The organism is Chryseobacterium aurantiacum, assembly GCF_003020585.1.
Taxonomy (GTDB): Bacteria; Bacteroidota; Bacteroidia; order Flavobacteriales; family Weeksellaceae; genus Chryseobacterium; species Chryseobacterium aurantiacum.
The window spans coordinates 207,868-231,631 of sequence record NZ_PXUE01000005.1; the positions used below are offsets into that span (position 1 = coordinate 207,868).

Annotated in this window: 23 protein-coding genes; 14 read left to right on the forward strand and 9 right to left on the reverse strand. The window is 36.1% G+C overall.

Annotation, left to right across the window (positions count from 1 at the left end; all coding sequences use genetic code 11):
• Window positions 1–113: 113 nt before the first annotated feature.
• The 3 genes from C7D53_RS17100 to C7D53_RS17110 form a co-directional block, all read right to left on the reverse strand.
• Window positions 114–569, reverse strand: coding sequence for an HRDC domain-containing protein (locus C7D53_RS17100; protein ID WP_228422401.1), 456 nt, complete (start codon window positions 567–569; stop codon window positions 114–116).
• Window positions 570–583: 14 nt separating this feature from the next.
• Window positions 584–916 (reverse strand): single-stranded DNA-binding protein, encoded by a 333-nt coding sequence (locus C7D53_RS17105; protein WP_106917623.1) that lies wholly within the window; start codon window positions 914–916, stop codon window positions 584–586.
• A gap of 165 nt (window positions 917–1,081) precedes the next feature.
• Entirely contained in the window at window positions 1,082–2,107 is a 1,026-nt protein-coding gene (locus C7D53_RS17110) for a methyltransferase (RefSeq protein ID WP_106917624.1), read from the reverse strand.
• A gap of 233 nt (window positions 2,108–2,340) precedes the next feature.
• On the opposite strand from C7D53_RS17110, the gene C7D53_RS17115 reads away from it, so the two are divergent.
• From C7D53_RS17115 to C7D53_RS17155, 9 genes are all read left to right on the forward strand, one after another.
• Complete coding sequence (locus C7D53_RS17115; protein ID WP_106917625.1) at window positions 2,341–3,234, forward strand: arginase family protein; 894 nt, start codon at window positions 2,341–2,343, stop codon at window positions 3,232–3,234.
• 10 nt (window positions 3,235–3,244) lie between these two features.
• Complete coding sequence (locus tag C7D53_RS17120) at window positions 3,245–3,847, forward strand: HPP family protein (RefSeq protein ID WP_106917626.1); 603 nt, start codon at window positions 3,245–3,247, stop codon at window positions 3,845–3,847.
• 5 nt (window positions 3,848–3,852) lie between these two features.
• Complete coding sequence (locus tag C7D53_RS17125; RefSeq protein ID WP_106917627.1) at window positions 3,853–4,197, forward strand: hypothetical protein; 345 nt, start codon at window positions 3,853–3,855, stop codon at window positions 4,195–4,197.
• A gap of 30 nt (window positions 4,198–4,227) precedes the next feature.
• A complete protein-coding gene (locus C7D53_RS17130; protein ID WP_106917628.1) occupies window positions 4,228–5,136 on the forward strand; it encodes a TIGR01777 family oxidoreductase in 909 nt (302 codons plus the stop codon).
• A 29-nt stretch (window positions 5,137–5,165) separates the two neighbouring features.
• Window positions 5,166–5,747, forward strand: a complete 582-nt coding sequence (gene nudK / locus C7D53_RS17135) for a GDP-mannose pyrophosphatase NudK (protein ID WP_106917629.1) — start codon at window positions 5,166–5,168, stop codon at window positions 5,745–5,747.
• Between the two features lie 32 nt (window positions 5,748–5,779).
• Complete coding sequence (locus tag C7D53_RS17140; protein WP_228422403.1) at window positions 5,780–6,241, forward strand: hypothetical protein; 462 nt, start codon at window positions 5,780–5,782, stop codon at window positions 6,239–6,241.
• Between the two features lie 47 nt (window positions 6,242–6,288).
• The gene (locus C7D53_RS17145) at window positions 6,289–6,747 is read left to right on the forward strand and encodes a DUF2750 domain-containing protein (protein WP_106917630.1); all 459 of its coding nucleotides are present in this window, start codon (window positions 6,289–6,291) and stop codon (window positions 6,745–6,747) included.
• 63 nt (window positions 6,748–6,810) lie between these two features.
• Complete coding sequence (locus C7D53_RS17150; protein ID WP_162926209.1) at window positions 6,811–7,464, forward strand: DUF2306 domain-containing protein; 654 nt, start codon at window positions 6,811–6,813, stop codon at window positions 7,462–7,464.
• A 277-nt stretch (window positions 7,465–7,741) separates the two neighbouring features.
• The gene (locus tag C7D53_RS17155; protein ID WP_106917632.1) at window positions 7,742–8,122 is read left to right on the forward strand and encodes a VOC family protein; all 381 of its coding nucleotides are present in this window, start codon (window positions 7,742–7,744) and stop codon (window positions 8,120–8,122) included.
• An 85-nt stretch (window positions 8,123–8,207) separates the two neighbouring features.
• On the opposite strand, the gene C7D53_RS17160 is transcribed toward C7D53_RS17155, so the two are convergent.
• Window positions 8,208–10,676: an SEL1-like repeat protein gene (locus C7D53_RS17160; RefSeq protein WP_106917633.1), complete on the reverse strand. Its 2,469-nt coding sequence runs from the start codon at window positions 10,674–10,676 to the stop codon at window positions 8,208–8,210.
• Window positions 10,677–10,694: 18 nt separating this feature from the next.
• Entirely contained in the window at window positions 10,695–12,998 is a 2,304-nt protein-coding gene (locus C7D53_RS17165; protein WP_106917634.1) for a tetratricopeptide repeat protein, read from the reverse strand.
• Window positions 12,999–13,221: 223 nt separating this feature from the next.
• Between C7D53_RS17165 and C7D53_RS17170 the strand changes: the two genes are divergently transcribed.
• The 5 genes from C7D53_RS17170 (at window position 13,222) to C7D53_RS17190 (ending at window position 17,314) form a co-directional block, all read left to right on the forward strand.
• Window positions 13,222–13,986 (forward strand): hypothetical protein, encoded by a 765-nt coding sequence (locus C7D53_RS17170; RefSeq protein ID WP_228422405.1) that lies wholly within the window; start codon window positions 13,222–13,224, stop codon window positions 13,984–13,986.
• A 157-nt stretch (window positions 13,987–14,143) separates the two neighbouring features.
• Complete coding sequence (locus C7D53_RS17175; RefSeq protein WP_228422407.1) at window positions 14,144–14,899, forward strand: hypothetical protein; 756 nt, start codon at window positions 14,144–14,146, stop codon at window positions 14,897–14,899.
• Between the two features lie 174 nt (window positions 14,900–15,073).
• Entirely contained in the window at window positions 15,074–15,970 is an 897-nt protein-coding gene (locus tag C7D53_RS17180; RefSeq protein WP_106917636.1) for an aspartyl protease family protein, read from the forward strand.
• Window positions 15,971–16,109: 139 nt separating this feature from the next.
• The gene (locus tag C7D53_RS17185; protein ID WP_106917637.1) at window positions 16,110–16,514 is read left to right on the forward strand and encodes a helix-turn-helix domain-containing protein; all 405 of its coding nucleotides are present in this window, start codon (window positions 16,110–16,112) and stop codon (window positions 16,512–16,514) included.
• 68 nt (window positions 16,515–16,582) lie between these two features.
• Complete coding sequence (locus C7D53_RS17190; RefSeq protein WP_106917638.1) at window positions 16,583–17,314, forward strand: SDR family oxidoreductase; 732 nt, start codon at window positions 16,583–16,585, stop codon at window positions 17,312–17,314.
• Window positions 17,315–17,433: 119 nt separating this feature from the next.
• Here the strand turns inward: C7D53_RS17190 and C7D53_RS17195 are convergent, their stop codons facing one another.
• From C7D53_RS17195 to C7D53_RS17210, 4 genes are all read right to left on the reverse strand, one after another.
• On the reverse strand, window positions 17,434–20,622 hold the full coding sequence (locus tag C7D53_RS17195) for an efflux RND transporter permease subunit (RefSeq protein ID WP_106917639.1): 3,189 nt from the start codon (window positions 20,620–20,622) through the stop codon (window positions 17,434–17,436).
• 7 nt (window positions 20,623–20,629) lie between these two features.
• Window positions 20,630–21,691: an efflux RND transporter periplasmic adaptor subunit gene (locus C7D53_RS17200; RefSeq protein WP_106917640.1), complete on the reverse strand. Its 1,062-nt coding sequence runs from the start codon at window positions 21,689–21,691 to the stop codon at window positions 20,630–20,632.
• Window positions 21,692–21,700: 9 nt separating this feature from the next.
• Window positions 21,701–23,053, reverse strand: coding sequence for a TolC family protein (locus tag C7D53_RS17205; RefSeq protein WP_106917641.1), 1,353 nt, complete (start codon window positions 23,051–23,053; stop codon window positions 21,701–21,703).
• 87 nt (window positions 23,054–23,140) lie between these two features.
• Window positions 23,141–23,734 carry a TetR/AcrR family transcriptional regulator gene (locus tag C7D53_RS17210; RefSeq protein ID WP_106917642.1) on the reverse strand — a complete coding sequence of 198 codons (594 nt, stop codon included), beginning with the start codon at window positions 23,732–23,734 and terminating at the stop codon, window positions 23,141–23,143.
• Window positions 23,735–23,764 lie beyond the last annotated feature (30 nt).

Consider the following 23,764-nt stretch of genomic DNA (forward strand, 5'->3'; position numbering starts at 1 on the left):
TGTCATTTTGATATACGCAAAAGTACGGAATTACAAGGAATTTACACAGTATAAAAAGCCGAAGAAATAATCTTCCTCAGCTTTTTAATTACAGGGTCATTTATTCTGAAAAATCAAACACTTTCCAAGATTTCCAGGATTTCTTCCCCATAATTTTCAATCTTATGCTTCCCAAACCCTTTAATATCAAGCAATTCTTCCTTTTTTGCAGGTTTATACTTGGCTACTGATACAAGTTCTTTGTTGCTTGCAATAAAGTAAGCCGGGAGATCCTGCTCCCTTGCTTTCTCAGATCTCCAAAGTTTCAGAGCATTGAGGATCTGTTCTTCATCATAACTTAAAGAATCATTTTCTGCAGAGTATTTAGTAACCTTTGGTTCTTTTACTGTATTCTTTAGCAGTTTTTGTTCTTCAAAATACAGAATAACAGACCAATAACATTCATCATTTACAAAAGCTGTTTCTACTTTTATAATCTCGTTTGCTTCCAGAAAATCATCCAGCATCTTCTGATCCTTGTAGAGCAATTCCTCAGGAAGTCTGATTTTAAAAACTTTTACTTTCATCATTTGTGTTTTTATAATTATTTACCGCCTAACAGCAGGATCTCGTCTGCACGAATCTCTGTAATATATCGCTTAACGCCTTCTTTATCATCATATGATCTGTATGTAAGCTTTCCTTCTATGGCAATTTCTTTTCCCTTAGGAACATATTTTTCAAAAATTTCTGCTGTCTTTCCAAAAGCAATCAGATTGTGCCATTGTGTTTCTTCTACTTTTTCGCCTTTAGCATTTGTGTAATGATCGCTGGTAGCTAAAGATACACTTGCTTTTACATTTCCATTATCGAAGTTTACCATTTCAACTTCTTTACCTGTGTAACCAATTAATGTTACTTTGTTTCTTAGTGACATAACTTTTAGATTTTTAAAGATTAATATTTTCAGATAGGAGACGTTCACTGTTTTCTCAAATCTCTGTTGCAAAGTTTGGAATATCACCAAGGATCAGTCGGTTATAAACTATTTAAATTCATTTGTATTCGTTTGTTGTCGGATATTTGTTTTTAAGGAAGTCGCCTATTCTTTCACGCATTCAATAATACTTTTAGCTTCTGTTCCAATATGAATGAGACGGTTCAATTTCAGACCTGCTTTTTCTACGATCGTTTTAAATTCACTTAAAGTTCGTTCTCTTCCGGTAAGACAGGCCATCATTACAATATCCAAAAGTTTTGCAAGATGAGGTTCGTTTTGAGAATGATCGGGTATTACAGCATCTATGATCAACAACCTCGCCCCTTTCGGCATAGCATCATAGCATAATTTTAAAATCTGTATACATTCACCATCATTCCAGTCATGGATAATCCATTTCATAGTATAAAGATCCGCTCCTTTGGGAACTTTATCAAAGAAACTACCGGTTTCTGTGGTGCATCTGTTTTTTAAATTTTCGGGGATTGATTTTAGGGTTTCGTTTATTACATGAGCTTCATCAAAAATAATTCCTGAACTTTCAGGCGCAGAATTCAGGATAGTATACATCATTATTCCATTTCCGCCGCCTATGTCAGCAATAGTTTTGTAGGGTTTGAAATTATAATATTCAATGATGCCTTCCAATTCCATGTTGGATAATCCGGTCATCCCTCTTCCAAAAGTAGCAGCCAGCTCAGGATATTTTTTATAATATTCCCAAAGATTCATTCCATGAACATCTTCAAAAGGGACTTTCCCTGTCTGAACGCTGGTAGTAAGTTTCATAAAGCCGGGAAAATGCTCTCCCAAATTAGCCAATACAAAATCTTTCACAGATCCGGGTATGTCACTTTGCAAGGTTGCCCCCAGATCATTCAATACAAAGGCATTATCTTCTCGTTCCACAAAAATACCAACACTGCTTAATGCCCTAAGAATTCGATAAAGCGCTTTTTCATTTGCTTGAACTTCCTTTGCCAATAAGGAAATTGATTTTGGATCTTCAGTAAGCCGGTCTGCAATGTTCAGTTCTGCAGCAGTCTTTACACAGCCTGCAATCCACATACCGCCCAATATTTCAAACATTTTTAAAGTATTTTCAGGTTTTATTGCTTGATTTTTCATGGTAATAGTTTTGGTTTTGGTTTAATGCTTCTTAAATTACACATTTATAATTCAATACTAAGTGAATTTATCACTTTTTCTATAACTTACTTATTGACAATAAAATACACCCCTAAAAAACCATGAATAATTTACTATTAAAACCCATTAAAATATAAAAATTAAAAATCAAGACCTATGCAATACTATCCATTTACAAACGGATAATTCCGTATATTTGTGAAAATTCATTTATGAAAAGGGACATCAATATTTTTGAGTTTCCTCTCAATTTGGGGCTAACAAAAAAAGAACACGAGATTGAACCTGGTGTCCGAAAGCTTCCGGACTGGCTTATAAAATTTGATTTTCATAAAAGAATTGATCCTAAAAATATTTTCAGGCTGGAAGCTCCAAGGTATTCCATGGATTTTGATGAGGAATCAAACGTCAGAAATGCAGACCTAGTTATTGAATATGCTAAAAAACAAGTTGACTGTCTTCTCAAAAATAGTAAAAACACTTTTAACATTATCCTTGGTGGAGATTGCAGTATTCTGATTGGCAATGCTGTTGCTTTGAAAAAATTGGGAAATTTCGGGCTCTTTTACCTGGACGGCCATACAGATTATATCCCACCACAGCTTTCTTCAAGCGGAGGAATTGCGGGAATGGATTTGGCTGTTGTTTCGGGAATAGGACATGAAAAGCTCACCAATATTGATGGGCAAAAGCCTTACTTTTTAGAGGAAAATATTTTTTGCTGCGGAAATGCTGAAACGGATGATGATGAATATGTGAACCAAATTATCAATTCTGATATCCATTATTTTGACCTTGATAGCCTGAGAGAAATCGGATTCAAAAAAACGGCTGAAGATTTCCTGAAAATGATTGATAAAAAAGGCCTAAATGGTTTTTTGATCCACCTTGATGTAGATGTACTTAAAGATGAATTGATGCCTGCTGTAGACAGCAGAATGGAAGATGGTCTCCGTTATGAAGATCTTAAGGAAATACTGGAGCCGCTGATTGAAAATCCGCTGTGCTTTGGGATAGAGATTACCATTCTGGATCCTGATTATGATGAAAATGGTACTTATACCAGACCTTTTGTAGAAAATTTAATTCAAATTATAAAAAAATAAAGAAGAATAAATGAAGAAGACAATAAAAAGAACATTCAGAGTCTCAAAATATGTAATTTATAAGGAAACTCTCGTTGATTATAAGGAGCATTTTTGGTCATTTTTAGGTGCTTTTTTTGGAATTGGATTAATTGCGTTTATTCAGTCTCATTCTTTAGCACAGACTGAGAATATATTTCTAATCGGTTCTTTTGGTGCCTCAAGCGTTCTTATTTATGGGGCCATTCAGAGTCCTCTGGCACAGCCTAGAAATCTGGTAGGTGGGCACGTTCTTTCAGCATTGGTAGGAGTTACCGTTTATCAGATCGTTCCGGATATCATATGGCTTTCTGCTCCACTGGCAGTAGCTTTTTCTATTGTGTTGATGCAGTATACAAAAACCCTGCATCCTCCTGGTGGAGCCACCGCACTGATTGCTGTGAGCTCTACGGGAAAAATCCCGGAATTAGGCTATTGGTATGTCATTTCTCCTGTTCTTTCAGGATGTATTATTCTTCTGATTGTGGCTTTATTTTTTAATAATATAACGCCCAATAGAAGCTATCCTTCCCATAGCAGTTTTATGAGATTATTGAGAAAAAAACATGCACACGCACACAAAGTGAAAAAATAAAAAATATGAATTGTCTGGAATGTGGCGAAAAAATAATCGGGAGGTCTGATAAAAAATTCTGCAACGATGCCTGCCGAAATGCCTACAATAATAAGCAGAACAAGGATTCTACAAACCTGATGCGAAATGTGAACAACAAGCTTCGCAAGAACTACCGTATCTTGAAAGAAATAAATACCGATGGTAAGACAAAGGTTGCAAAGTCTAGACTAGATGGCTTAGGTTTTGATCCTGAGTATTTCACCAACCTGAAAGTTTATAAAAATGGTTCAGAATATAGGTTTATCTATGATTATGGCTACAAAATTTTGGACGATGACTTTGTTCTGATTGTGAAAAGCCAAGTATAAACCATCAGCATCACTCTTAAATGTATTGTTATGAAAGAAATTGTCTTGATTACAGGAGCCAGCGGTATGATTGCAAAGGAACTGGTCAAAAAGATAGGTAACGAATATGATATACGATTGCTTACCCGAAAAAAAGTGCACAGCAATGAGTATGAATGGGATTTAAAAAAAGGAAGCATTGACGACTCTGCTCTGGACAATGTTTCTCATATCATTCACCTGGCAGGGGCCAATATCTCGGAAAAACGTTGGACAGCAGAGAGGAAAAAGGAATTAATATCCAGCAGAATTGATTCGGCTGAATTGCTTTTGAATACCTTAAAGAAAAAAAACATTCGGCTTAAGTCTTTCATTTCCGCTTCAGGCATCAATTATTATGGCACTGAAACCACAGAAAAAATATATACCGAGCAAGACCCTGCGGGCAATGATTTCCTAAGTGAAGTGGTTGTTCTTTGGGAAAAGGCCGCAGAGCAATTTAAAGAGCAAGATATTGCTGAAAGAGTGGTCAAAATACGTACTGCTGTTGTGCTTTCTGAAAAAGAGGGGGCCTTAAAAAAAATGGTACCGTCTATCAAGTCTTATATTGGCTCGCCTCTAGGCAGTGGAAAGCAATACATGCCGTGGATTCATATTGAGGATATTTGTTCAATTTATGAATTGGCTTTAAAAAATTCAGGTATATATGGTGCTTATAATGCTGTATCCCCACAACATGCTACCAATACTGATCTCACCAAGAAGATTGCTGAGGTACTGAACAAACCTTTATGGATGCCTAATGTTCCCGGATTTATTTTAAAATTAATTTTCGGAGAACTTGCAAATGCGATACTGGAGGGCTCAAGAGCCTCTTCACAGAAAATTCAGAACGCGGGTTTTCAATTTAAATTTCCAGATCTAAAGAACGCCTTAACAGATCTTCTAAAAACTCAATAATTATAAAAAGTAAAAGACTTAATATCAATATGCAAAATCCAAATATTAGTATTTTAAAAACAGAGATCCTTTCAGATAACTGGTATACTTTAAACAAGGTAACTTTTAATACTCTAAAAAAAGACGGAACTACTGAAACGCAAAGCAGGGAAGCTTATGACCGCGGAAATGGCGCTGTTATCCTGCTTTACAACACAACAACCAACACGGTTATTCTAACCAGACAGTTCAGACTACCTACCTATATCAATGGAAATACTACAGGAATGCTTATTGAGGCTTGTGCAGGGCTTTTAGACAATGACAACCCTGAAGATTGTATAAAACGAGAGACCGAAGAAGAAACAGGCTATAAAATATCCAAAGTTGAAAAAGTATTTGAAGCTTATATGTCTCCCGGTTCTGTAACGGAAATTCTCTATTTCTTTGTTGCTGAATATTCCAGTGAGATGAAGATAACAAACGGTGGCGGTCTTGAAGAAGAAGGCGAGAACATTGAAGTTTTGGAACTTTCTTTTGAAAAAGCTCTTACAATGATTGACTCCGGAGAGATTAAAGATGCAAAAACGATTATGCTGCTGCAACACCTGAGACTTAAAAATATTATATAGTTTAACAGCGTTCATATTGAAGCAATTGATGTATGAAGATAAATCAAGTTTTGATTACAGCTTTTATTCTATTTTTAACAGGTTGTGGCCAGGTTGATAAAGACCCAAAAGCAACAAAAGCAAATATCATAAAAATGGATAACTCAGAAATTATTAAACACGTAAAACTTGCAATAAGCCCTAAATTCCAAGACTGGGTTCTTTTCAAAAACGGGACTTACATTATTTTTGATAATGCCGACACCATTAAAAATGTAAATGATGAAGCAATAAAGCAGATGAAAGAATTCGGGCCGGTATTTGCCGGAGGCCCTGCCGGTGATTTCAGTACTATTCATTTAACCCAAACGGATGGCTGGGTCATTTCAGGGCATGGCTACGGAATGTACACCTATGTAAACCCTTCAGAAATTGAAAATAAAACACCCAATGATATTGAAATTGGATTATTTGGCAGAACAAAAAGGGATATTGATGGAAAAAACCTGAAATAATATACACAAGCAGTCGTAAAAACTAGCTTATCATAATTACTTTTAAAATGATACAGGATCACATTACCGTTCAAAACCGTTATAAAGATTTCATAAAAAAAATCAGTGAAACAGAAACCGTATACGCCTTAAAAGATGAGAAAGGATATGCAACCTCCTACTCCAACGAAATTGAAGATGAAAATGGCGAACCAGTACAGATTATTTGTTTTTGGTCAGATGCTGCCAGAGCAAAATCCTGTGTGGATCAGGAATGGAATCATTATGAGATCTCTTCTATTTCCCTCAGAGAGTTTATAGAAAACTGGTGCTTGGGGATGAACAGTGACGGCATCATTGTAGGAACCAATTTTGACAGCCATCTTTTCGGCTATGAAGCCGAGCCTCTAGAGGTCATTATGGATAGTATTAAAGAGCTTAGAACTACCGGAAAATCTCTGGAGCTGAGAAAATTCGAAAATATGGAGGACCTGGAAAGCCAGATCAGGGAAATTTTGAAAGATTAGTGTACATATCGTTATATCAGCCAACAAATGCTAAAGACCTCGGGAATAAAAATTATTAAAATAATGGCTGGATTTTCAGTCATTATTTTCAGTATTCTGATGCTGAAAACGATTTCACAATATACTTCCCTGGACAAAAATGTCGGCTTTCTCGCATTTAAACAAAATGTAATTGATAATCCTTACTGGATGACTTTCTTCTACATCCATATTTTTTCGATAACACTTTGTCTTTTGGCTGGTTTGACTCAGTTTTCAAATCTGTTTTTAGAGGAGAATAAAAAGCTACACAGAATCATCGGAAAGATCTATGTTTACAATATTCTTATCATTAATGTCCCTGCCTGCTTTGTATTGGGACTATTTTCAAATGGTGGATTAACAGGAATTGCAGGATTTCTGATTCAGGATATTCTTTGGGCTTATTTCACCATTCAGGCAGTGCTTTACATCAAAAAAGGAAAGGTGACAGATCATAAAAATTATATGATTCTAAGCTACGCGATCACCACGACTGCCATTACATTCAGAATCGTTAAAAATTTATTTTATAATGAAAAGTATCATGACTATGAGCTTTTCTATGGTCTCAATGTCTGGCTGGCCCTTTTTATTAATTTGTTGATTGCCTATTTAATTCTTAGAAAGAACAGTTCTTTATTACCGTTCAAAAGAGACATTCGCCAGAAAAATAACAACGGCGGCAAAAAGTATTGATAAAAATGAAACCAGGAAAACCAGTAAGTTTAAAAATATGGCATAATTACTCTTCATTGTCCATCTTTTGCAGTAACGCATGATAAGATAAGCAATTCCAGCAAAAATTGCCAAAACAAGTACTAAATAAAGAAATTCCCAGTTGATATAGCTAAGCTCCCAGCCCATAAAGTTATTTTAATCCAATATAATATTTTTTTTTGAAAGACACCAGAATAGCTGCAAATCTCACTGATTTCAGGTATTTTTATGAAACATTTTACTAAAAAGAAAAATAATGATAATAAAGAATATAGATCACATTGTATTAACAGTCGCCAGCATAGAAAAAACAATTGAATTTTATACTCAGATCATGGGATTTGAAGTAGTAACATTCGGAGATAATCGAAAGGCGCTCATCTTTGGGAATCAAAAGATCAACCTGCATCAAAAAGGTTACGAATTTGAACCTAAGGCTGATACTCCAACCTGTGGATCTGCAGATCTTTGCTTCATTTCAGAAACAGATATTCAGGAGGTATTGGAAGAACTGAAACAGAAAAACATCCAGATTATTGAGGGGATTGTAGACAGAACCGGTGCTGTGGGGAAGATAAAATCAGTTTATTTCCGTGATCCGGATGAAAATCTCATTGAGGTAAGCAATTATTATTAAATAATCAGTTTAAACCATTAAGATTAACGAAGACATAACATTTCATTATGACCTTATTTATTCTTAATGGTTTAAAGATTTTATATTATACCTCCATATCATTCTCTTCTCCAAATGCTTTCCAGTAGTTGTATTTCTCCTGATTGGCAAAGGTTGGATCTTCTTTGTAAAAATACAGAAGCCTATCCAAAGCATGGGTATAAGTGGAATATTCCAACGCTTTTTCGTAGTGACTGATTGCTTTTTTTATGTTTTGCTTTACGCCTAGTCCTCCATCATACAAAATTCCGTAATAGATATTGGAATAGGTATTTTCGCTGTCTTTTCTTAAATAGCGTTGAAGATTGCTATAATCTCTTTTTTGATAATAGATCTCGGAGATCTTATCCTCATTGAACTGAAATTTCTTTTCTGCCTGCTTGTAATAATCCAATGCAATATCATAGTCCTGCAATACATAATCACCATAGAAGTATAACAATCCCAGATTTTGCATGGCCAATCCATTTCCCAGCTCTGCAGACTTGCGGAAACATTTTAAAGCTTTTTTTATGTTCTGGGGGTATCCTATACCATTTTGATAATGATAGCCAAGATTATTCAACGCATAGGTCTGGTCCTGTAATGCTGCTTTTTCATACAGGGCAAGCCCTTTCTGAAGGTCATAGAACTTCGGAGGGGTAATGTCATCTGTATAAATATAGCCCAGTTCTACCATCATATCTGCATTGCCTCGCTCTACTCCTATTTTGTAAAGCCTGATAGCGTCTTTTAGATTTCCTTCTTTAGCATATTCTTCAGCACGGGATGCCAAGGTTTCATCATCAAAATAGGCTTCATAGCCGGACCCTGTCTTTTCTTTCCATGTATTGTAGAAATTAAGAAAATATTGCTGGTCTTTTCCCCGAAGATTATATCTTTTGTCATAAAAAGCACCCATTTGAGAATTGGAAACCTTGTATAATTTTCTTTCCGAATCTAATATAAACATTTCATACCCTTTAAAAAGGCAAAGCAACTGTTCATCATATTCTATTCCTTCGCAGATATAATCGTAAATCTCACTTTTAAAATCTGTCTTTTGGTCATAATATAGCATTCCTCCGGAAACTAGGATGCGAAAGACTTCCTGTTTACAGGCTTCAATTTTCTTATATTCTTTAGATGACGGAATCATCCAGCGGTCTTCTGATGCGTCATACAGCCCTATTCCATTTTGGTCGGAAAGCAGAAATACATTTTTCATAAACTGGGAATACCAGTCTCTGTGAATGTTTTCAATGGTATTGTCTTCTAGTCTAAATTGTTCATTACTTGTATCGTAGACATACCAAACCTTGTCTTTTTTGTAAGCAAAAGCTGTATAGCTATAGTCTCCCAAAACCATCATTACATCAATTTCCGAATCTAAAAGGCTTCCATCCGGTTTTATAACGCTTGTCTTTTTCTGAAACTTGTTTGGATTGACTCTGTAATAGCCATTTGAGATATGAACCAGTGAATCTTCGGGATGTTCTCCGAAGTAAATTCCATTCATTGTATAGTAAGATCTCTTGGAAGTTCCTGTCTTTTTACTGTAGATCAAATCATTATAATCATACTCAAAAGGGGTTTCCGAATGGTCTGCAATAATCTGTTTGTTGGATAGATTAACTACGCGGTAATTTCCATCTTTTTTTACATTAAAAAGTCCGTTATACCAAAGAATATCCAGTTCTTCATATTCACAAGGGATGATAAGTTCTCCAGAAGCAATGTCTATCATTCCCCACTGATCACCAACCTCTACATTTCCATAATTTTTTTTGTCGATAGGAAAAGTATCAATAGCATCATCATAAATACATTCAATGAGAACCTTTCCGTCATTTCTCAGGTATCCAAATTTTTCATTTTTTTCAGCTACGGCAATACCTTCAGTATTAAATGCAAAGATTTCATTATAAACGGGAGGCGTTACTATGTTCCCTTTAATATCCATCAGTCCCCAGAGTCCATTTTCCTCAAAAGGTTCTGATGGGTTTTTATACAATTCATCATTCCAGTATCCCAGTCCATATTCTATCCAGTCTGTTTCCAGCAATTCTAAAAAGGAAGAATACCCTCTTCTTGCAAAAATTTCTTTTTCCAGCCAGGGCAGGTCCTGATTTCGCATTGCTTTTTCATAGAGCCTATTTTTTTCTGTAATTTCCAATACCCAGTCTTTGGCCTGATCTTTATGGCTCTCTTCATTCATGTTGAATACATCCGTTGCATTCATAGAAAAGGTATCATAAGGAAGTGCCTCCAAAAACTCAAACATTGTATTAACCGGCTCGTAGTATACCTTTTTATAATGGAGTTGATAATGGTCTGCCAACAGTTGATAAAAACGTCTTAATCTTGAAACCCCTTCCTCTTTATCAAAAAAAAGTCCTTTCCCTTTCGATCTGGGATTTCCACCAAATAAAGGCATGAACAGTTCCGGAATTTCATAGTTCCATTCTCCAAGATAATAGGGATATACATCTTTGGTCTTCGAATCAAAATTATAGAGATAAATACGGTGTGCCATATATTTTTATTTCAACAGTTAGAATCCAAACTTAGAAAACAGTCCCGGTTTTTTCCATGAAGCCTTATATTCATCTGCAACAGGATCATACTCAGAAAATGAGAGTACATGGTCCAATAGAGCGTGGGCATCCTTAAGATTTCCTGCTTGGTACAGTACAAGGGCTTTTGCCAATTCTACGCTTTCCATAAGATCATCATATCCCCATTCTTCATCATTGTAGATTTTGGTGAATCTTTCTGCCAGCATTAAAGTCTGGTCTTTATTATTAAGCTTTGCATAGATTCGGATTCCGTAGCTTAACCAAAGCACATAGTCTTCCGCATCCATAGCATCATCATTTTCAGCATCGTATTGAGTGAATATGGAGGCTGCCTCTTCACAATTGCCCTGAAGAAAATTACTTTTAACGATCATATAAATAGTCTTGGCCTTATCAAAATCGTCTAAAAGGAAGTCTTTTTTATTCTCCAGATATTTTTGGGCTGCTTTTGCTGTCTCTTTGTAGTTTTCTTCTTCGTTATAGATCTGCATCAAGGCATACTGTGGATTGGGTTCCTTGGGAAAACGTTCTGCCAGATCATTGTAATAAGTTAATCTGGTATCATGATTTTCACTTTCCAGGCGTTGATAAAGAATTCCCTCCAAAACATTTTTGCCTGCTTCCAGATCTCTGTAATTATAATCACTGATCTCAGGATTATCCATGGTGTGCTGATAGAAGTAATTAAGAGCTTCTTCAGCATCAGAATACACTTCAGGAGAGCCTTGTAAACCCAATACTTCTATCTGCCTTGCTCTGTAATAAAGATTTTTATATAAATAGTCTTCATCATCCTCATCATACAAACTGAAATAATTATTCAGAGCTTCTTCTGCTTTTTCATGGTTTTCTTCGAACAACAATGCATCTATTAGCACAAGATGAAGTTCCCTGAATTCTGAATATTTCAACCCTTCAGAAGCTACTTTTATTGCAGAAAGATGATCACCCAGCAAAGAATGCTTAATCGCCAGATTATTGCAGCACATGGCTCTGGTATGCATGTCATTATAATAGTTGCTTTCAAACTGGTCTTCTTCATAATACCTTTGAAATGCTTCATAAGCCTGTTGATAGACCAAAGTATGCACTTCAATCCATTGGATCTGGTCTTCCTCACTCTCTATTTCCTCTATAAATTCATTGAGACAAACTCCTTCGTTATAAATATTGGTAGGTAAATCTGTAAAGTCTGGAATTTCAGAAGGGATGGTTTTATGTAAATGATATTCTGATTCTACCTTACGTCTCCATGCGGTTGCATTGGAAGATCGTTCCAAAGCTTTTTCCAGTAAAGGAATAGCTTCAGAATATTGTCCTGCATCATAGAAATACGTTCCTGCAAAATGGTAGCCGGAGAAAGTCTGCGGATGGCTGTTGATAACCTCCAGGGCGTGCTGCTTGTAGAAATCATCTGTAATTTTCAGCATATCAGCATAATTTCTTTCAATGATCAGCTGATAATAAAAAACATCAGGATTATTGAATCCATTTTGAATTAATTCTGCAAAACGTTGATGCCATTCCACTAGTTTTTCTTGTATAAACATGGCGCTGTTACTCCCCTGAATGGCTTTCAGCATCATCTTCAATGAGAGATCCGGCGCATTATTCTCATAGGCAATATCTGCAAGATTTATAAAATCAAAATCCTCTCTGCTTACAAATGTAGAGTGCTCGCGATCAATTAGCGCAGTAAGTTCTTCTCCTGAGATCATTTTTTCCCGATCCAGAAGGTAGATTTTTTTGATCCAGAAGAGTGATGTATTTTTATCTCTCAGTTCACGGTTGTCTGCAAATTCTCTCTGAAAATAATACATTCCTGCTTCAAGACTATTTAAAAGAGGCTTGTTGTCACCCAGAGATTCATATATTTTGACTAAAAAATCATAGCCATACACTTCATTTTCAGAGTCATCCAATAGGCGTTCTGCATAGGCTATAAATTCTGCCTTATTTTCTTCAGTAATATGTTTTTTCGTCCTGCCTATCTGCATCAATGTGTATTCATTGCTTAAAGGATAATTCAGGATGTTATAAAGTGCTCTTATGTTGTTGGGATTCACTTTTAGAATTCTACGTAAATAAGGAATCACCTTGTCATGAATAGCAGCATAGGCTTCTTCGTGCCCTTCGTAGTAAACCTTGTCGTGGTAGGCTACTGCCATTAAGAATAAAACCTCTTCATCCTCAGGATTAGACAATAAATATTGTTCTCCCTCTGCAATACACTGCTCCAGGTCTCCCTGATAAAACAGTTGCTCTAATTTGTTATACATTATTAATATTTTGTTCTAATAATTCTATCTTTTCATTTGCTGTCTGCCCCCTATCAATTTGGACATTCTACTATATTGTATGCAAAATATAAAAAACAAAGTGAAAAACAAACGACAATGCTTATAAAATCAGGAGAAACACCCAATAAAAGCAGTTTTAATTCTTTAGATTTTGGTTTTAAATGATTATTTTTAATCCCAAAATTCAGGAAATTCGGACACTATGCATATGAAAAAAATGATGATGGGGCTTTCACTCGCTTTATCGGTTGCTGTTTGGGGACAAAAGAAGTCTGTTCAGAATAGCAAACTCACTCTTTACAGTTACCAGACTTTTGGTTGTGACAATAAGGGATATTTTGATTCTTCAAAATATAAAAAGGAGGAGATAGATGGTACTTACCAACTTTTATATCCCTTGGACTGGTCTCCATTTTCTTCTCTTATTGTTTTTAATCCAACAAAATTTGACCACACTCGCAGCAACGGCATTCAGCTTTTACAACAAGCCGAAAAAGAATATCTGACAAGAAAAAAAGAACTGTCCGGGATTACAATAATAGATCTTCCGATATGGAAAAAAAAGCATGAAGAAGCTATGGCACTTTTGGAAAACGAATATCAGCTCAGAAAAGAACTTCTTAGGGCTTATTCTAATCCTCAATCCCTTAAAAGTAGTACATTTTACAATACCTGTAAAGAATATGTTGATGCCATCACCACCCATGATAAGGAGAAAATGTATTCGGTATGGAAAAGTTTATTTGAGCCAAAAAATAATGAAGAGACCTATTCTGGTACAAAGGATGCCTTTAATGCTAAATGGAACGATCAACGAAAAGATGATTATGCACTTATTGATCTCATTAATGCCTTCAGTAATTGTGCGAACCACAGTTTCAGAACGAAGACAGATGAGGAGGGCACTCTGTTGAAGACTTTCGATAAGGTTTTTGTACAACTGAAAAGGGATTGCGACGAGCCATAAACCGTCTGTTTAAAGCAAAAAATTAAAATATTTATTAAATTATAAAAATCGATAGATAAAATTCATCTAATTCTTTAATTTTCAAATTTAAAGCCTTAATTTTGCACTGAAATTTTAGAAAATTCGGATTCTTTCTACCACTATGCGCGTAAAAAATATGATGATTGGGCTTTTCATAGCCTTATCTGCTCCTGTTTGGGGACAAAAAGGCCCTACAAAAACAAACAATCTGACACTATATAGCTATCAGACATTCAATTGTGATAACAAGGGATATTTTGATGCCACCAAATATGAAAAAGAAGAAATAGACGGCGTTAATAAACTTTTATACAAATTCAACGGGGTTCATTTTGATACCAATCCGATCTTTAAGCTATCAAGCCTTGAGGATGTTCGTAAAAATAAAGATATTCATTTAGAAAATCTGGAAAAACAGTATCAGGAAAAGAAGAAGGAACTTTACAGCCTTAAGGTAATCAACCTTCCTGTATGGCAAAATTTGTATCAAGAGGCCATCAAAACCTTTGAAAATGAATATGAACTGAACAAGGAAGAAATTCTTGCGTTTTCCGACCCCACTACTCTTAAAGACAGCAAGTTCTATGCAACCTGCAAGGAGCCTATTGATGCTATATCTTCTCCTGACAGGGAGAAAATGTTTGCCTCATGGAAGATGTATACAGAGCTTAAAAGTAAAAATAATGCAGATCCGCAAGGGGTGATGAATAGGTTCAATGCTAAAATGGAAGATCCTCAAAAGGAAGATTATGCGCTTATTGATATGATTGGCCTTAGTTTTCATAACTGTGCCAACAGCAGCTTCAGACAGAAACGTGATGACGAAGGAACGGTTTATAAAAGCTTTGACAAAATCTTTACAAAGCTGAAAAGAAATTGTGATGAACCCTAAAGAAAATTAAAGATTTAAATATTATTCTGACAGTACTCGTTTTGGGTGCTGTTTTTTTATTTAAAAGTCCAGAATAACAGTTAGGTTAAAGAACGGTTAAGGGAAGGTTAATGACGTTCTATTTCTTTGCCTCGGCTATAAATAGGTCTATTTTCGCTGGAAAATAGTACTCATATGGATTTTATTTATCTTTTTTTAACGGCATTTATCAGCATGGCTGTTTCGGCACAAAAGGGACCATTCGTCATCCCTTTTTCTCTGGAAAACAATTCTGTGTATCTTGAATGCAAGGTGAACAAAACGGATAGCATCAAATTTTTATTTGACACAGGAGCAGATGGATCTGTCATCAATATCAATTCAAAGAAAAAAGTAGCTCTGAAAATTGACGGCAAGTCTGAAAACAAAGGTTCCAATGGAGTAAATACAGTGGATTACAGCAGCCACAATATGGTACAATTCGGAGGCATGCAGAAAGACAATGTTACTTTTACCCTTATTCCTTATGGTACAGTGAATTTTGACGGTGTTTTCGGTACAGATATGATGAAAGGGAATATCATAGAGATTGATTATCACAAAAATGTAATCCGTTTTTATGATGAAAATGATACCTCCATTGATTATTCAGGATATGAAAAAATGAAGCTTCATATGGTTGACAACTATCCTACAGTGGAGAGTAGTATGACTGTGAATGGTAAGCAATATTCAGGACTTTTCGGTCTTGATTCCGGCGCAGATGATGCTTTGACTATAGCCTCTCCCTATGCTAAAAAAAACGCCTTTAGCAGTAGCATGAAAACTATAGGAAAGGCCACTGCACAGGGCTCAGACGGATCTGTTTACGAAATGCCGGTGGTACTTTGCCCGTCCATTCAGTTTGCACAGAAATATCTTTACAATGTCCCCATCACACTTTCCGGTTCTACAGAAGGAATTGATGCCTCAGAAAAAATAGCGGGATTTTTTGGAAATGGATTTTTAAAAAGATTCAATACCATTATTGATTTTAAGAACCGGTATATTTATTTTAAGCTGAATAAAAACTTGTATTCGGAGTTTAACTAATTATTTTAAAATGATAATTGATCATAAAAAACACGTATTTGGTTTTGAATTTGATAGCAATATAAAAAGCTCGGCTATTCCTCTTTCTTCAGAAATATAATGAGGAGTTTCCTGCTGCCAGATCTGTAAATAAACTAGAATGAAAAAACAGGATAAAAATATTTCTTTCAGACAAATAGAAATAGTAAATCAATTTCTTGCTGAATTAGACCAACATCTATCTGATCTTCAGTCAGGAAAAGCTGAAACAGCATATGAAGTTAATCAATTTGCAGAGTTATTGTTTATCAATCCGAATCACTTAAGTGATACTGTCAAAGAAGTCATAGGAAAATCACCATGTGCGGTGTATGAAGAGAAACTGATTGTTATTTCTAAAGATATGATCATCCATACCAACAAGCCTATTAATGAGATCGCAAGAATATTAGACTACGATCCGTCCAATTTCACGAAGTTTTTCAAACGATTTACTGGTAAAACTCCCAAAAAATACAGAAACGACAATCATCCTGATCTAAAAACAGAAAAGGTTACCATTTAAACAGAAAAGGTTACTATTTTGTCTGTCATACGCTTTTTAATTTTACACTATTATTTAATGATAAAATTATGACAAGCAAAAAGACAGCTCTGATTACAGGAGCAAATAAGGGAATCGGTTTTGAAACAGCAAAACAACTTTTACAACTTGGGTATTTCGTTTTCGTGGGAAGCAGAGATCTTGACAGGGGTTTAAAAGCTGTTGAAACCTTAAGGAGTTTAGGCTATATGGATGTCGATGTTTTGCAAATTGATGTCACCAATCTACTCTCTGTGCAACAAGCAAGAAATGAATTGGAGTCTAAAATTTCCAAACTGGATGTTCTGATCAACAATGCAGGAATAATAGGAGAAATGCCTCAAAATGCATCTTCAATTTCTTTAGATAATATCAGAACCGTTTACGAGACCAATTTTTTTGGAGTAATCCAGGTAACCCAACACTTTTTGGATTTAATGAAAAAATCCGAACATCCTAGAATAGTAAATGTTTCCAGTGATCTTGGTTCCTTAACTAATCATAGCGATCCCAATTATGAATTTTATGAGGTTAAACCTATCGCCTACTCCAGCTCAAAAACAGCAGTCAACACTTTTACAGTAATGCTTGCTTATGAGCTTAAAGACACCAATTTTAAAATCAATAGTGTCAACCCCGGATTCACCGCTACTGATCTTAATGGATTTACCGGATATCAAACTCCTGAGCAAGGAACTAAAGCTATCATACAATTTGCTACAATTGATGAAAATGGGCCTTCTGGAAAATTTTTCAGTGATGGATTTGAAGTAGCCTGGTAACTCTATTAAAAAAACTTAAAAAGTAGAATATTTTCATTATAATAAAAAAGAGTGATGATGTTGAAACAAAAAAGCGCCTCAGAAATTCTGAGGCGCTTTCGGTTAATTAAAGGTTTAATTTATTTATCTAAATGCTTAGGAGTAAATCCGTCCTCATTTAGTTCTCTGTGTACGTATTCAGCTTTCATTTCAGCTTCGTAGTCTACTTTAGTATCTTTACCCATTCTTCTTAGAACAGAGTCAAATAGAGAGTATACTACCGGAACAATGATCAAGGTAAGGAATAGAGATGATGTTAAACCACCAATAACTACCCAAGCAAGACCTTTGTTCATTTCTGCTCCTGCTCCTGTTGCCAATGCAATCGGTAACATACCGAAGATCATTGCAATGGTTGTCATCAGGATCGGACGAAGACGTGCGTGGTTGGCCTGCACCAAAGCATCGTGTGTATTAGCTCCTGCTGCCTTTCTTGCATTGGTAAAGTCAACGATAAGGATCGCATTCTTCGCTACAAGACCAATCAACATGATCATACCTAGCATGGTAAAGATGTTCAATGAATTGGCAGTTAAGGCAAGGATAACCATTACCCCAATCATTGCCAATGGAATAGAGAACAACACCACGAAAGGATATACAAAACTATCATATAGTGAAACCATTACCAGGTATACCAATACAATAGCCGCTAATAGTGCAATTCCTAAAGTACCGAAACCTTCCTGCTGATTCTCCATATCGCCACTCCAGATGTAATCTACACCAATTGGTTTTTTCTTGCTATCCATGAATTGGTTTGCCCATTCATTGGCAACGTCACCTACTGGTCTACCTACTGCTTTTGCTCTTACTTTTACAGATGGAGATTTATCTCTACGCTCAAGCAAACTTGGTCCTGAACCCATCTTTACATCTGCAAATTGGCTCAAACGAATTTGTTGGCCCTGAGGGTTTGTAAACATTAGGTTTTTAACATCATCAATGGATTGTCTGTTCACATCTCCAAAACGGATATTAATATCATATTCATATTCTCCGGCTCTGAATTTTCCGTCTGTATTTCCGTTGAATGCAGTCTGCATCGTTTGTCCTACACTTGAAAGATTCAATCCTAAAGAAGCCATTTTATCTCTGTCAATAGACACCTGTACTTCAGGGTTACCTGAATCTGTAGATAATTCTGCATCTACTGCTCCAGGAACTTTTTTCAATAATTCTAAGATTCTTGTTGCTTCTTTTACAGCTATTGCATTATCCGGAGCTGTTACTACCATTTCGATTGGAGCATTTTCAGCACCCATAATACCGATTGGAGCAGTTTTGAACTCAACTCCTGTAAACTTCTCTTCTAGCTCTCTTTTTATTTTTGCAGCTTTGATGTTGGTACTTTCAGAACGTTCAGATTTGTCTGTTAAGTTTACCTGAACCTCAGATTGGTACGTTGTTGCCTGAGCACCACCAAAACCTGTAGACTGCTGCCCCACTGTTGTAATAAGGTCTACAACATCTTTATCATTTCTTAAGAACTTCTCAACATCTAATGTTAATTGGTTTGTTTTTTCAACGGTTGCATCTTTTGAAAGTTCCATCTGTACCAAGAACTGACCACGGTCAATTGGCGGGAAGAATTCTCCTCCAATGAAACCAAATGCTACCAGCATGAATGAACTGATTAAAACAATAAATGTGATAATCACGGTAGAAATCCTTCTCAACGTTGTTTTCAGACACCATTCAAGAATTCCTGTGATCCAGTGCGTGAAGCTGTCAATTAATCCTTCAAACCAAAGAATGAATTTCTCGAACCAGTTTTTACCTGTTAAATGCTCTAGTTTACCAAATCTTGATGACAACCAAGGAATGATGGTAAATGAAGCCAACAATGATAATAAGGTCGCAATAACCACCGTGACGCAGAACTGAGCCAAAATGTTTGCCACAAGACCTGAACTCATTGCAATTGGTAAGAATACCACCACAATTACCAATGTAATGGCAGCAACGGTAAATCCGATTTCTGAAGCTCCGTCATAGGCTGCTCTGATCTTGCTTTTACCCATCTCCATGTGACGGTAGATGTTCTCAAGTACAACAATTGCATCATCCACAAGGATACCTACCACAAGTGAAAGTCCTAGTAAACTCATCAAGTTCAAGGTATATCCCATTAGGTTCATCCCAATGAATGCTGCTACCAATGAAGCAGGGATAGAAACCATTACGATAAATGCATTTCTGATACTGTGAAGGAATAATAGCATTACAATTGCCACAAGAATAATCGCCAAGAATAAGTCGAAAATAACGTGGTTTGCAGATTCCAGAGTAAATTCTGTTGTATCGTTTACAATTTTTACTTTTACTCCCTGAACTTTATAAGCTTCTTCTACTGTTTTAATGGTTTTCTGAACACTTTCAGATACAGCCACCGCATTTGCATCAGACTGTTTTTTCACCTGCATCAAAATTGTAGAAGACTGGTTGAATCTCGCTACTTTTTCAGCATCTTTCTGAGAGTCAAAAACTGTCGCAATATCAGACAAACGTACTTGTGCACCATTTTTGTTGGAAACAACAAGGTTGTTCATTTCTTCAATAGACTTATATTTCCCTGATAATCTGATGGTAGATTTTGAAGTTCTCGTTTTCAAACTACCTGTAGGGAAGTCAAGGTTTGAGGAAAGAATTGATTGTTGTACATCTGCTATAGAAAGTCCGTACCCCTGTAATTTTTTCTCATCAAGGTTCACCTGAATTTCTCTTTCCTGTCCACCTACAAGATCAACCTGAGCCACACCGTTTACACGAGAGAAAATAGGTTCTATCTTTTTATCTAATAAGTCATAAAGGTCCTTACTATTTAATTTATCAGATGAAATACTCATTGTGATAATAGGTAGATCATCTAAGGAGAATTTATTCAGTGACGGTGCTTTTACATCATCCGGAAGGTCTGCCAAAATAGCATTTACCTTTCTCTGGGCATCATTCAAAGCATAGTCAACATCTGCCCCATCGTTCAGCTGAACCATGATAACGGATAAACTTTCGTATGAAGAAGATTCTACTTTTTTTACGTTTTCCAAAGAACCTACGGCATCCTCAATCTTTCGGGTGACGGATGTCTCCACCTCTGCAGGCGAAGCTCCAGGATACACCGTGGAAATAGTTACCATGTTGGTTTCAAACTTCGGAATCAATTCGTATCCCATGAGTGTATAACTCAGGATACCTCCCAACGTCAGAATTGTAAATAATACAATTACCAACGAGGGTCTTTTAATCGATATTTCTGCTAACTTCATATATCGTCTACTTTATAATGTTCACTTTAGATCCGTTGTCCAGGTTGATCTGTCCGCTGGTAACCACTTGCTCACCTCCGTTCAATCCACTCAATACCTGTACTTTATCTCCGTAAACTTTTCCAATGGTTACTTTGATCAATTTAGCAACACCGTTCTGAACAACAAATAATTGTCCTGAGCTTACCCCATTTACAAACGCTTCTGCAGGAACAGTCAGCATATTCTGAGTTTCTGCACCATTGTTTGTACTAAATTTAGCAGTTGCATACATCCCGGCTTTTAGGTTTCCTCTGTTCTGAACTTCAATTTCAACTGGGAAATTTAAAGAAGCATCACTTTTGGGAGCGATAAATGTAATTCTACCTACAAAAGAATCCTCAGGTAAGACGTTAACCTTGATTGGAACTTCCTGCCCTAGCTGAATTTTTCCGATCTGGCTTTCGTCTACCAATACAGAAAGCTTCAGGCTGTTGATATTAACGATTTCAAACATAGAAGTTCCTACGGAAACAACTGTTCCGGGCTCAACCATTTTTTTATTAATTGTACCGCTGATTCCTGCACGGATACTTGTATCGTTTACTCGTACTCCTTGAGCTTTAACGGCTGCCTGCATGTTTTTCAGCTGAAGTCTTGAGTTATCAAGCTGTTGTTTTGTAACTCCACCAGTCTTGTATGCGCTTTCGTAACGTTGGTTATCGATAATGGCATTCTGTAGGTTGTTTTGAGCCTGTGTAACGTCAACTTCGATAGCATCTCTTTTTATTGTTGCTAAAACCTGACCTGCACCTACTCTTGACCCTTCTTTCACTAAAACGCTTACAATACGTCCTGAGATTTCAGAAGATTGATTCATCTCCTGCTTAGGAAGAAATGTTCCGTTTGCAGAATAGTCTGTATCTATATTTTCTCTTGCAACCGTTACAATGTTTACGTTGATTTTATCTACCTGCTTGGCAACTTCCTTTACTTCCTGAGTCTGCTTTTCTTTGTTACCTGCAATCTTATATGCGGCCAACCCTACAAGTACAGCTGCTACGATGATATATATTAAAGTTTTTTTCATTTTAGTTTATTATAAGTTTTGTAGTGTGTTCAATTCACCCTTAGCTTTTATTAGCTTGATCTCCGCTTGCTTGTAATCCAACAACGCATTAGAATAGTTCTGTTTTGCCTGTGTTAAAGCATTTTCAGAATCCAAGACTTCCGTAAGTGTTGCTAAACCGTACTGATAATTGGATTGGGTATTTTTCTGTACTCTTTCCGCAAGATCTACGTTGTCCTTCATGCTCTGGATGTTAATGATTGCATTTTCCATATTGGTGATGGAGTTTTTGTAATCCAGATCCAAACTCAGCTGTGTTTTTTGGATGTCCTGATCTAAATCCTGAAGATCAATTTCTGCCTGCTGAATTTTAGCTTTTGTAGCTCCCCCTGTGAAAATAGGAATATTAACATTCAGACCGATTGCTGAATAATCACTCCAAAGCACTCCATTATTAAGACCATTGGTTAAAGGAAACTTCTTTCCCATCCCGGCCCAACCATAGTTTGCCGTAAGGTTAACAGTAGGGTAAAGATATGCTTCTGTAGCTTTTTTGTTAAACTGAAGAAGCTCTCTGTTTTTATTTAAAACTCTGATTTCTGTACGATTATCAAGGTTAACGTTACTTGCAATCAGTTCAGGTTTTGGCTCAATCGTTTTTTCTTCAAGCTCAATATCTGTATTGATAGGAACACCCATATAAAATTTCAGAGCATTTTTTGAAAGTTCAACAGAGTTAATCAACTGCTGTCTGTTTGAACCGATATTAGTAAGCTGTACATTGGTACGATCTAAGTCTATGCTTTTTGCAAGACCATTATCTACCAAACTTTTAATAACATTTCTCACTTTCTCAGTATTCACATAGCTAGCCTTTACTGTTTTAAGGTTTTCTTCCTGTACAAACACTTGATAATAAGCTGTTGCTACATTTTCAATGATCTGCTCATTGGTCAACTCAGCATTCAGTACGTAAAACTCTCTTGTAGATTTTGCAGCCTTAAGTCCTGTGAAAACTCTTTGGTCAAACAATGCCTGCTGAAGCTGAACAACAGCACTGGAGCTCCAAGGTTGTCCCAGCTGAGCTCTGATTCTCTCTCCTCCAAATTCAAGCAAAGATTCCTGAATAACCGGATTGTAGGTAAGTCCGGCTGTTGCACTGATCTGTGGGAGTGCACCGGCTCTGGCCTCATCAATCTTATATTCGGCTTTTTTTACCTGTAAAGCAGCTTTTTTAGCTTCTGCCTTATTTTGAAGCGCCTGCTTAATTGCCTCTTGCAGAGAAACCTGCTGCTGGGCAGACACCGATGAAAAGCCGAAAATCATAAATGCTGCAGCTATCCCTATTTTTAGCTTTCTAGCAGTTATACGTTTTCTGTTCATAATTTTATACTTCGTTTATTTTTTATACACTTGTTATTATTTTCTTTCTAAATGACGAATCATTTTTAGAAATACTTTATATTTTTTCTAGTTTTTAAATAACATATTGATAATAATTTCTTTTCGTGCTGAAATAATCTTATCATAATCCTCATCACTAATCATTAGATTCTCCATAAATAGAGGTCTAATTGCACTTGGAAAAACCAATAGTGAAACCATATTCAGAATAAACTGAACAGGGTCCATTGTTTCAATATTTCCCAATTCCATTTCTTTTTCGATATCGCTATACATTTTTTGTAGGATATCTTCTTCTATTTCTCTTTGATGGCAGGTTCCCTTATTGATCTGGGAAACAATATAGCTTTCCAGATAGGGGTACTGAAGACTGGTAGAAAGGCTACTTTCTATAAATTCGCTGATCTTTTCCTTAAAAGGAAGATCTGAATTCTGGATAATCTTTGATTTTTCCTGCTCTACTTTTTGAGCTTCATCAAAGATGATCTGAATCAGTTTATCTCTTGATCTGAAATAATAGTTAATAAGGGTTCTGTTTACTCCCGCTTCATCAGCTATTTCCTGCGTAGTAGCATCAAATTTTCCTTTCACAAAGAACAAATTCTTCGCTGTCTCCTTGATCAATTCCTGTGTTTGGTCTTTTTTTGCTTGATTTGACATTTTTGTTAAACAAATTTGTGCAAATTTATA

Bases quoted from the DNA above. Each gene is read 5' to 3' on its own strand.
- C7D53_RS17170 (WP_228422405.1), top strand. From the start codon at position 13,222: ATGCATATGAAAAAAATGATGATGGGGCTTTCACTCGCTTTATCGGTT.
- C7D53_RS17105 (WP_106917623.1), bottom strand. From the start codon at position 916: ATGTCACTAAGAAACAAAGTAACATTAATTGGTTACACAGGTAAAGAA.
- C7D53_RS17195 (WP_106917639.1), bottom strand. From the start codon at position 20,622: ATGAAGTTAGCAGAAATATCGATTAAAAGACCCTCGTTGGTAATTGTA.
- C7D53_RS17205 (WP_106917641.1), bottom strand. From the start codon at position 23,053: ATGAACAGAAAACGTATAACTGCTAGAAAGCTAAAAATAGGGATAGCT.
- C7D53_RS17165 (WP_106917634.1), bottom strand. From the start codon at position 12,998: ATGTATAACAAATTAGAGCAACTGTTTTATCAGGGAGACCTGGAGCAG.
- C7D53_RS17185 (WP_106917637.1), top strand. From the start codon at position 16,110: ATGAAAAAACAGGATAAAAATATTTCTTTCAGACAAATAGAAATAGTA.
- C7D53_RS17160 (WP_106917633.1), bottom strand. From the start codon at position 10,676: ATGGCACACCGTATTTATCTCTATAATTTTGATTCGAAGACCAAAGAT.
- C7D53_RS17100 (WP_228422401.1), bottom strand. From the start codon at position 569: ATGATGAAAGTAAAAGTTTTTAAAATCAGACTTCCTGAGGAATTGCTC.
- C7D53_RS17190 (WP_106917638.1), top strand. From the start codon at position 16,583: ATGACAAGCAAAAAGACAGCTCTGATTACAGGAGCAAATAAGGGAATC.
- C7D53_RS17115 (WP_106917625.1), top strand. From the start codon at position 2,341: ATGAAAAGGGACATCAATATTTTTGAGTTTCCTCTCAATTTGGGGCTA.
- C7D53_RS17200 (WP_106917640.1), bottom strand. From the start codon at position 21,691: ATGAAAAAAACTTTAATATATATCATCGTAGCAGCTGTACTTGTAGGG.
- C7D53_RS17210 (WP_106917642.1), bottom strand. From the start codon at position 23,734: ATGTCAAATCAAGCAAAAAAAGACCAAACACAGGAATTGATCAAGGAG.
- C7D53_RS17155 (WP_106917632.1), top strand. From the start codon at position 7,742: ATGATAATAAAGAATATAGATCACATTGTATTAACAGTCGCCAGCATA.
- nudK (WP_106917629.1), top strand. From the start codon at position 5,166: ATGCAAAATCCAAATATTAGTATTTTAAAAACAGAGATCCTTTCAGAT.
- C7D53_RS17180 (WP_106917636.1), top strand. From the start codon at position 15,074: ATGGATTTTATTTATCTTTTTTTAACGGCATTTATCAGCATGGCTGTT.
- C7D53_RS17175 (WP_228422407.1), top strand. From the start codon at position 14,144: ATGATGATTGGGCTTTTCATAGCCTTATCTGCTCCTGTTTGGGGACAA.
- C7D53_RS17125 (WP_106917627.1), top strand. From the start codon at position 3,853: ATGAATTGTCTGGAATGTGGCGAAAAAATAATCGGGAGGTCTGATAAA.
- C7D53_RS17140 (WP_228422403.1), top strand. From the start codon at position 5,780: ATGAAGATAAATCAAGTTTTGATTACAGCTTTTATTCTATTTTTAACA.
- C7D53_RS17145 (WP_106917630.1), top strand. From the start codon at position 6,289: ATGATACAGGATCACATTACCGTTCAAAACCGTTATAAAGATTTCATA.
- C7D53_RS17130 (WP_106917628.1), top strand. From the start codon at position 4,228: ATGAAAGAAATTGTCTTGATTACAGGAGCCAGCGGTATGATTGCAAAG.
- C7D53_RS17120 (WP_106917626.1), top strand. From the start codon at position 3,245: ATGAAGAAGACAATAAAAAGAACATTCAGAGTCTCAAAATATGTAATT.
- C7D53_RS17110 (WP_106917624.1), bottom strand. From the start codon at position 2,107: ATGAAAAATCAAGCAATAAAACCTGAAAATACTTTAAAAATGTTTGAA.
- C7D53_RS17150 (WP_162926209.1), top strand. From the start codon at position 6,811: ATGGCTGGATTTTCAGTCATTATTTTCAGTATTCTGATGCTGAAAACG.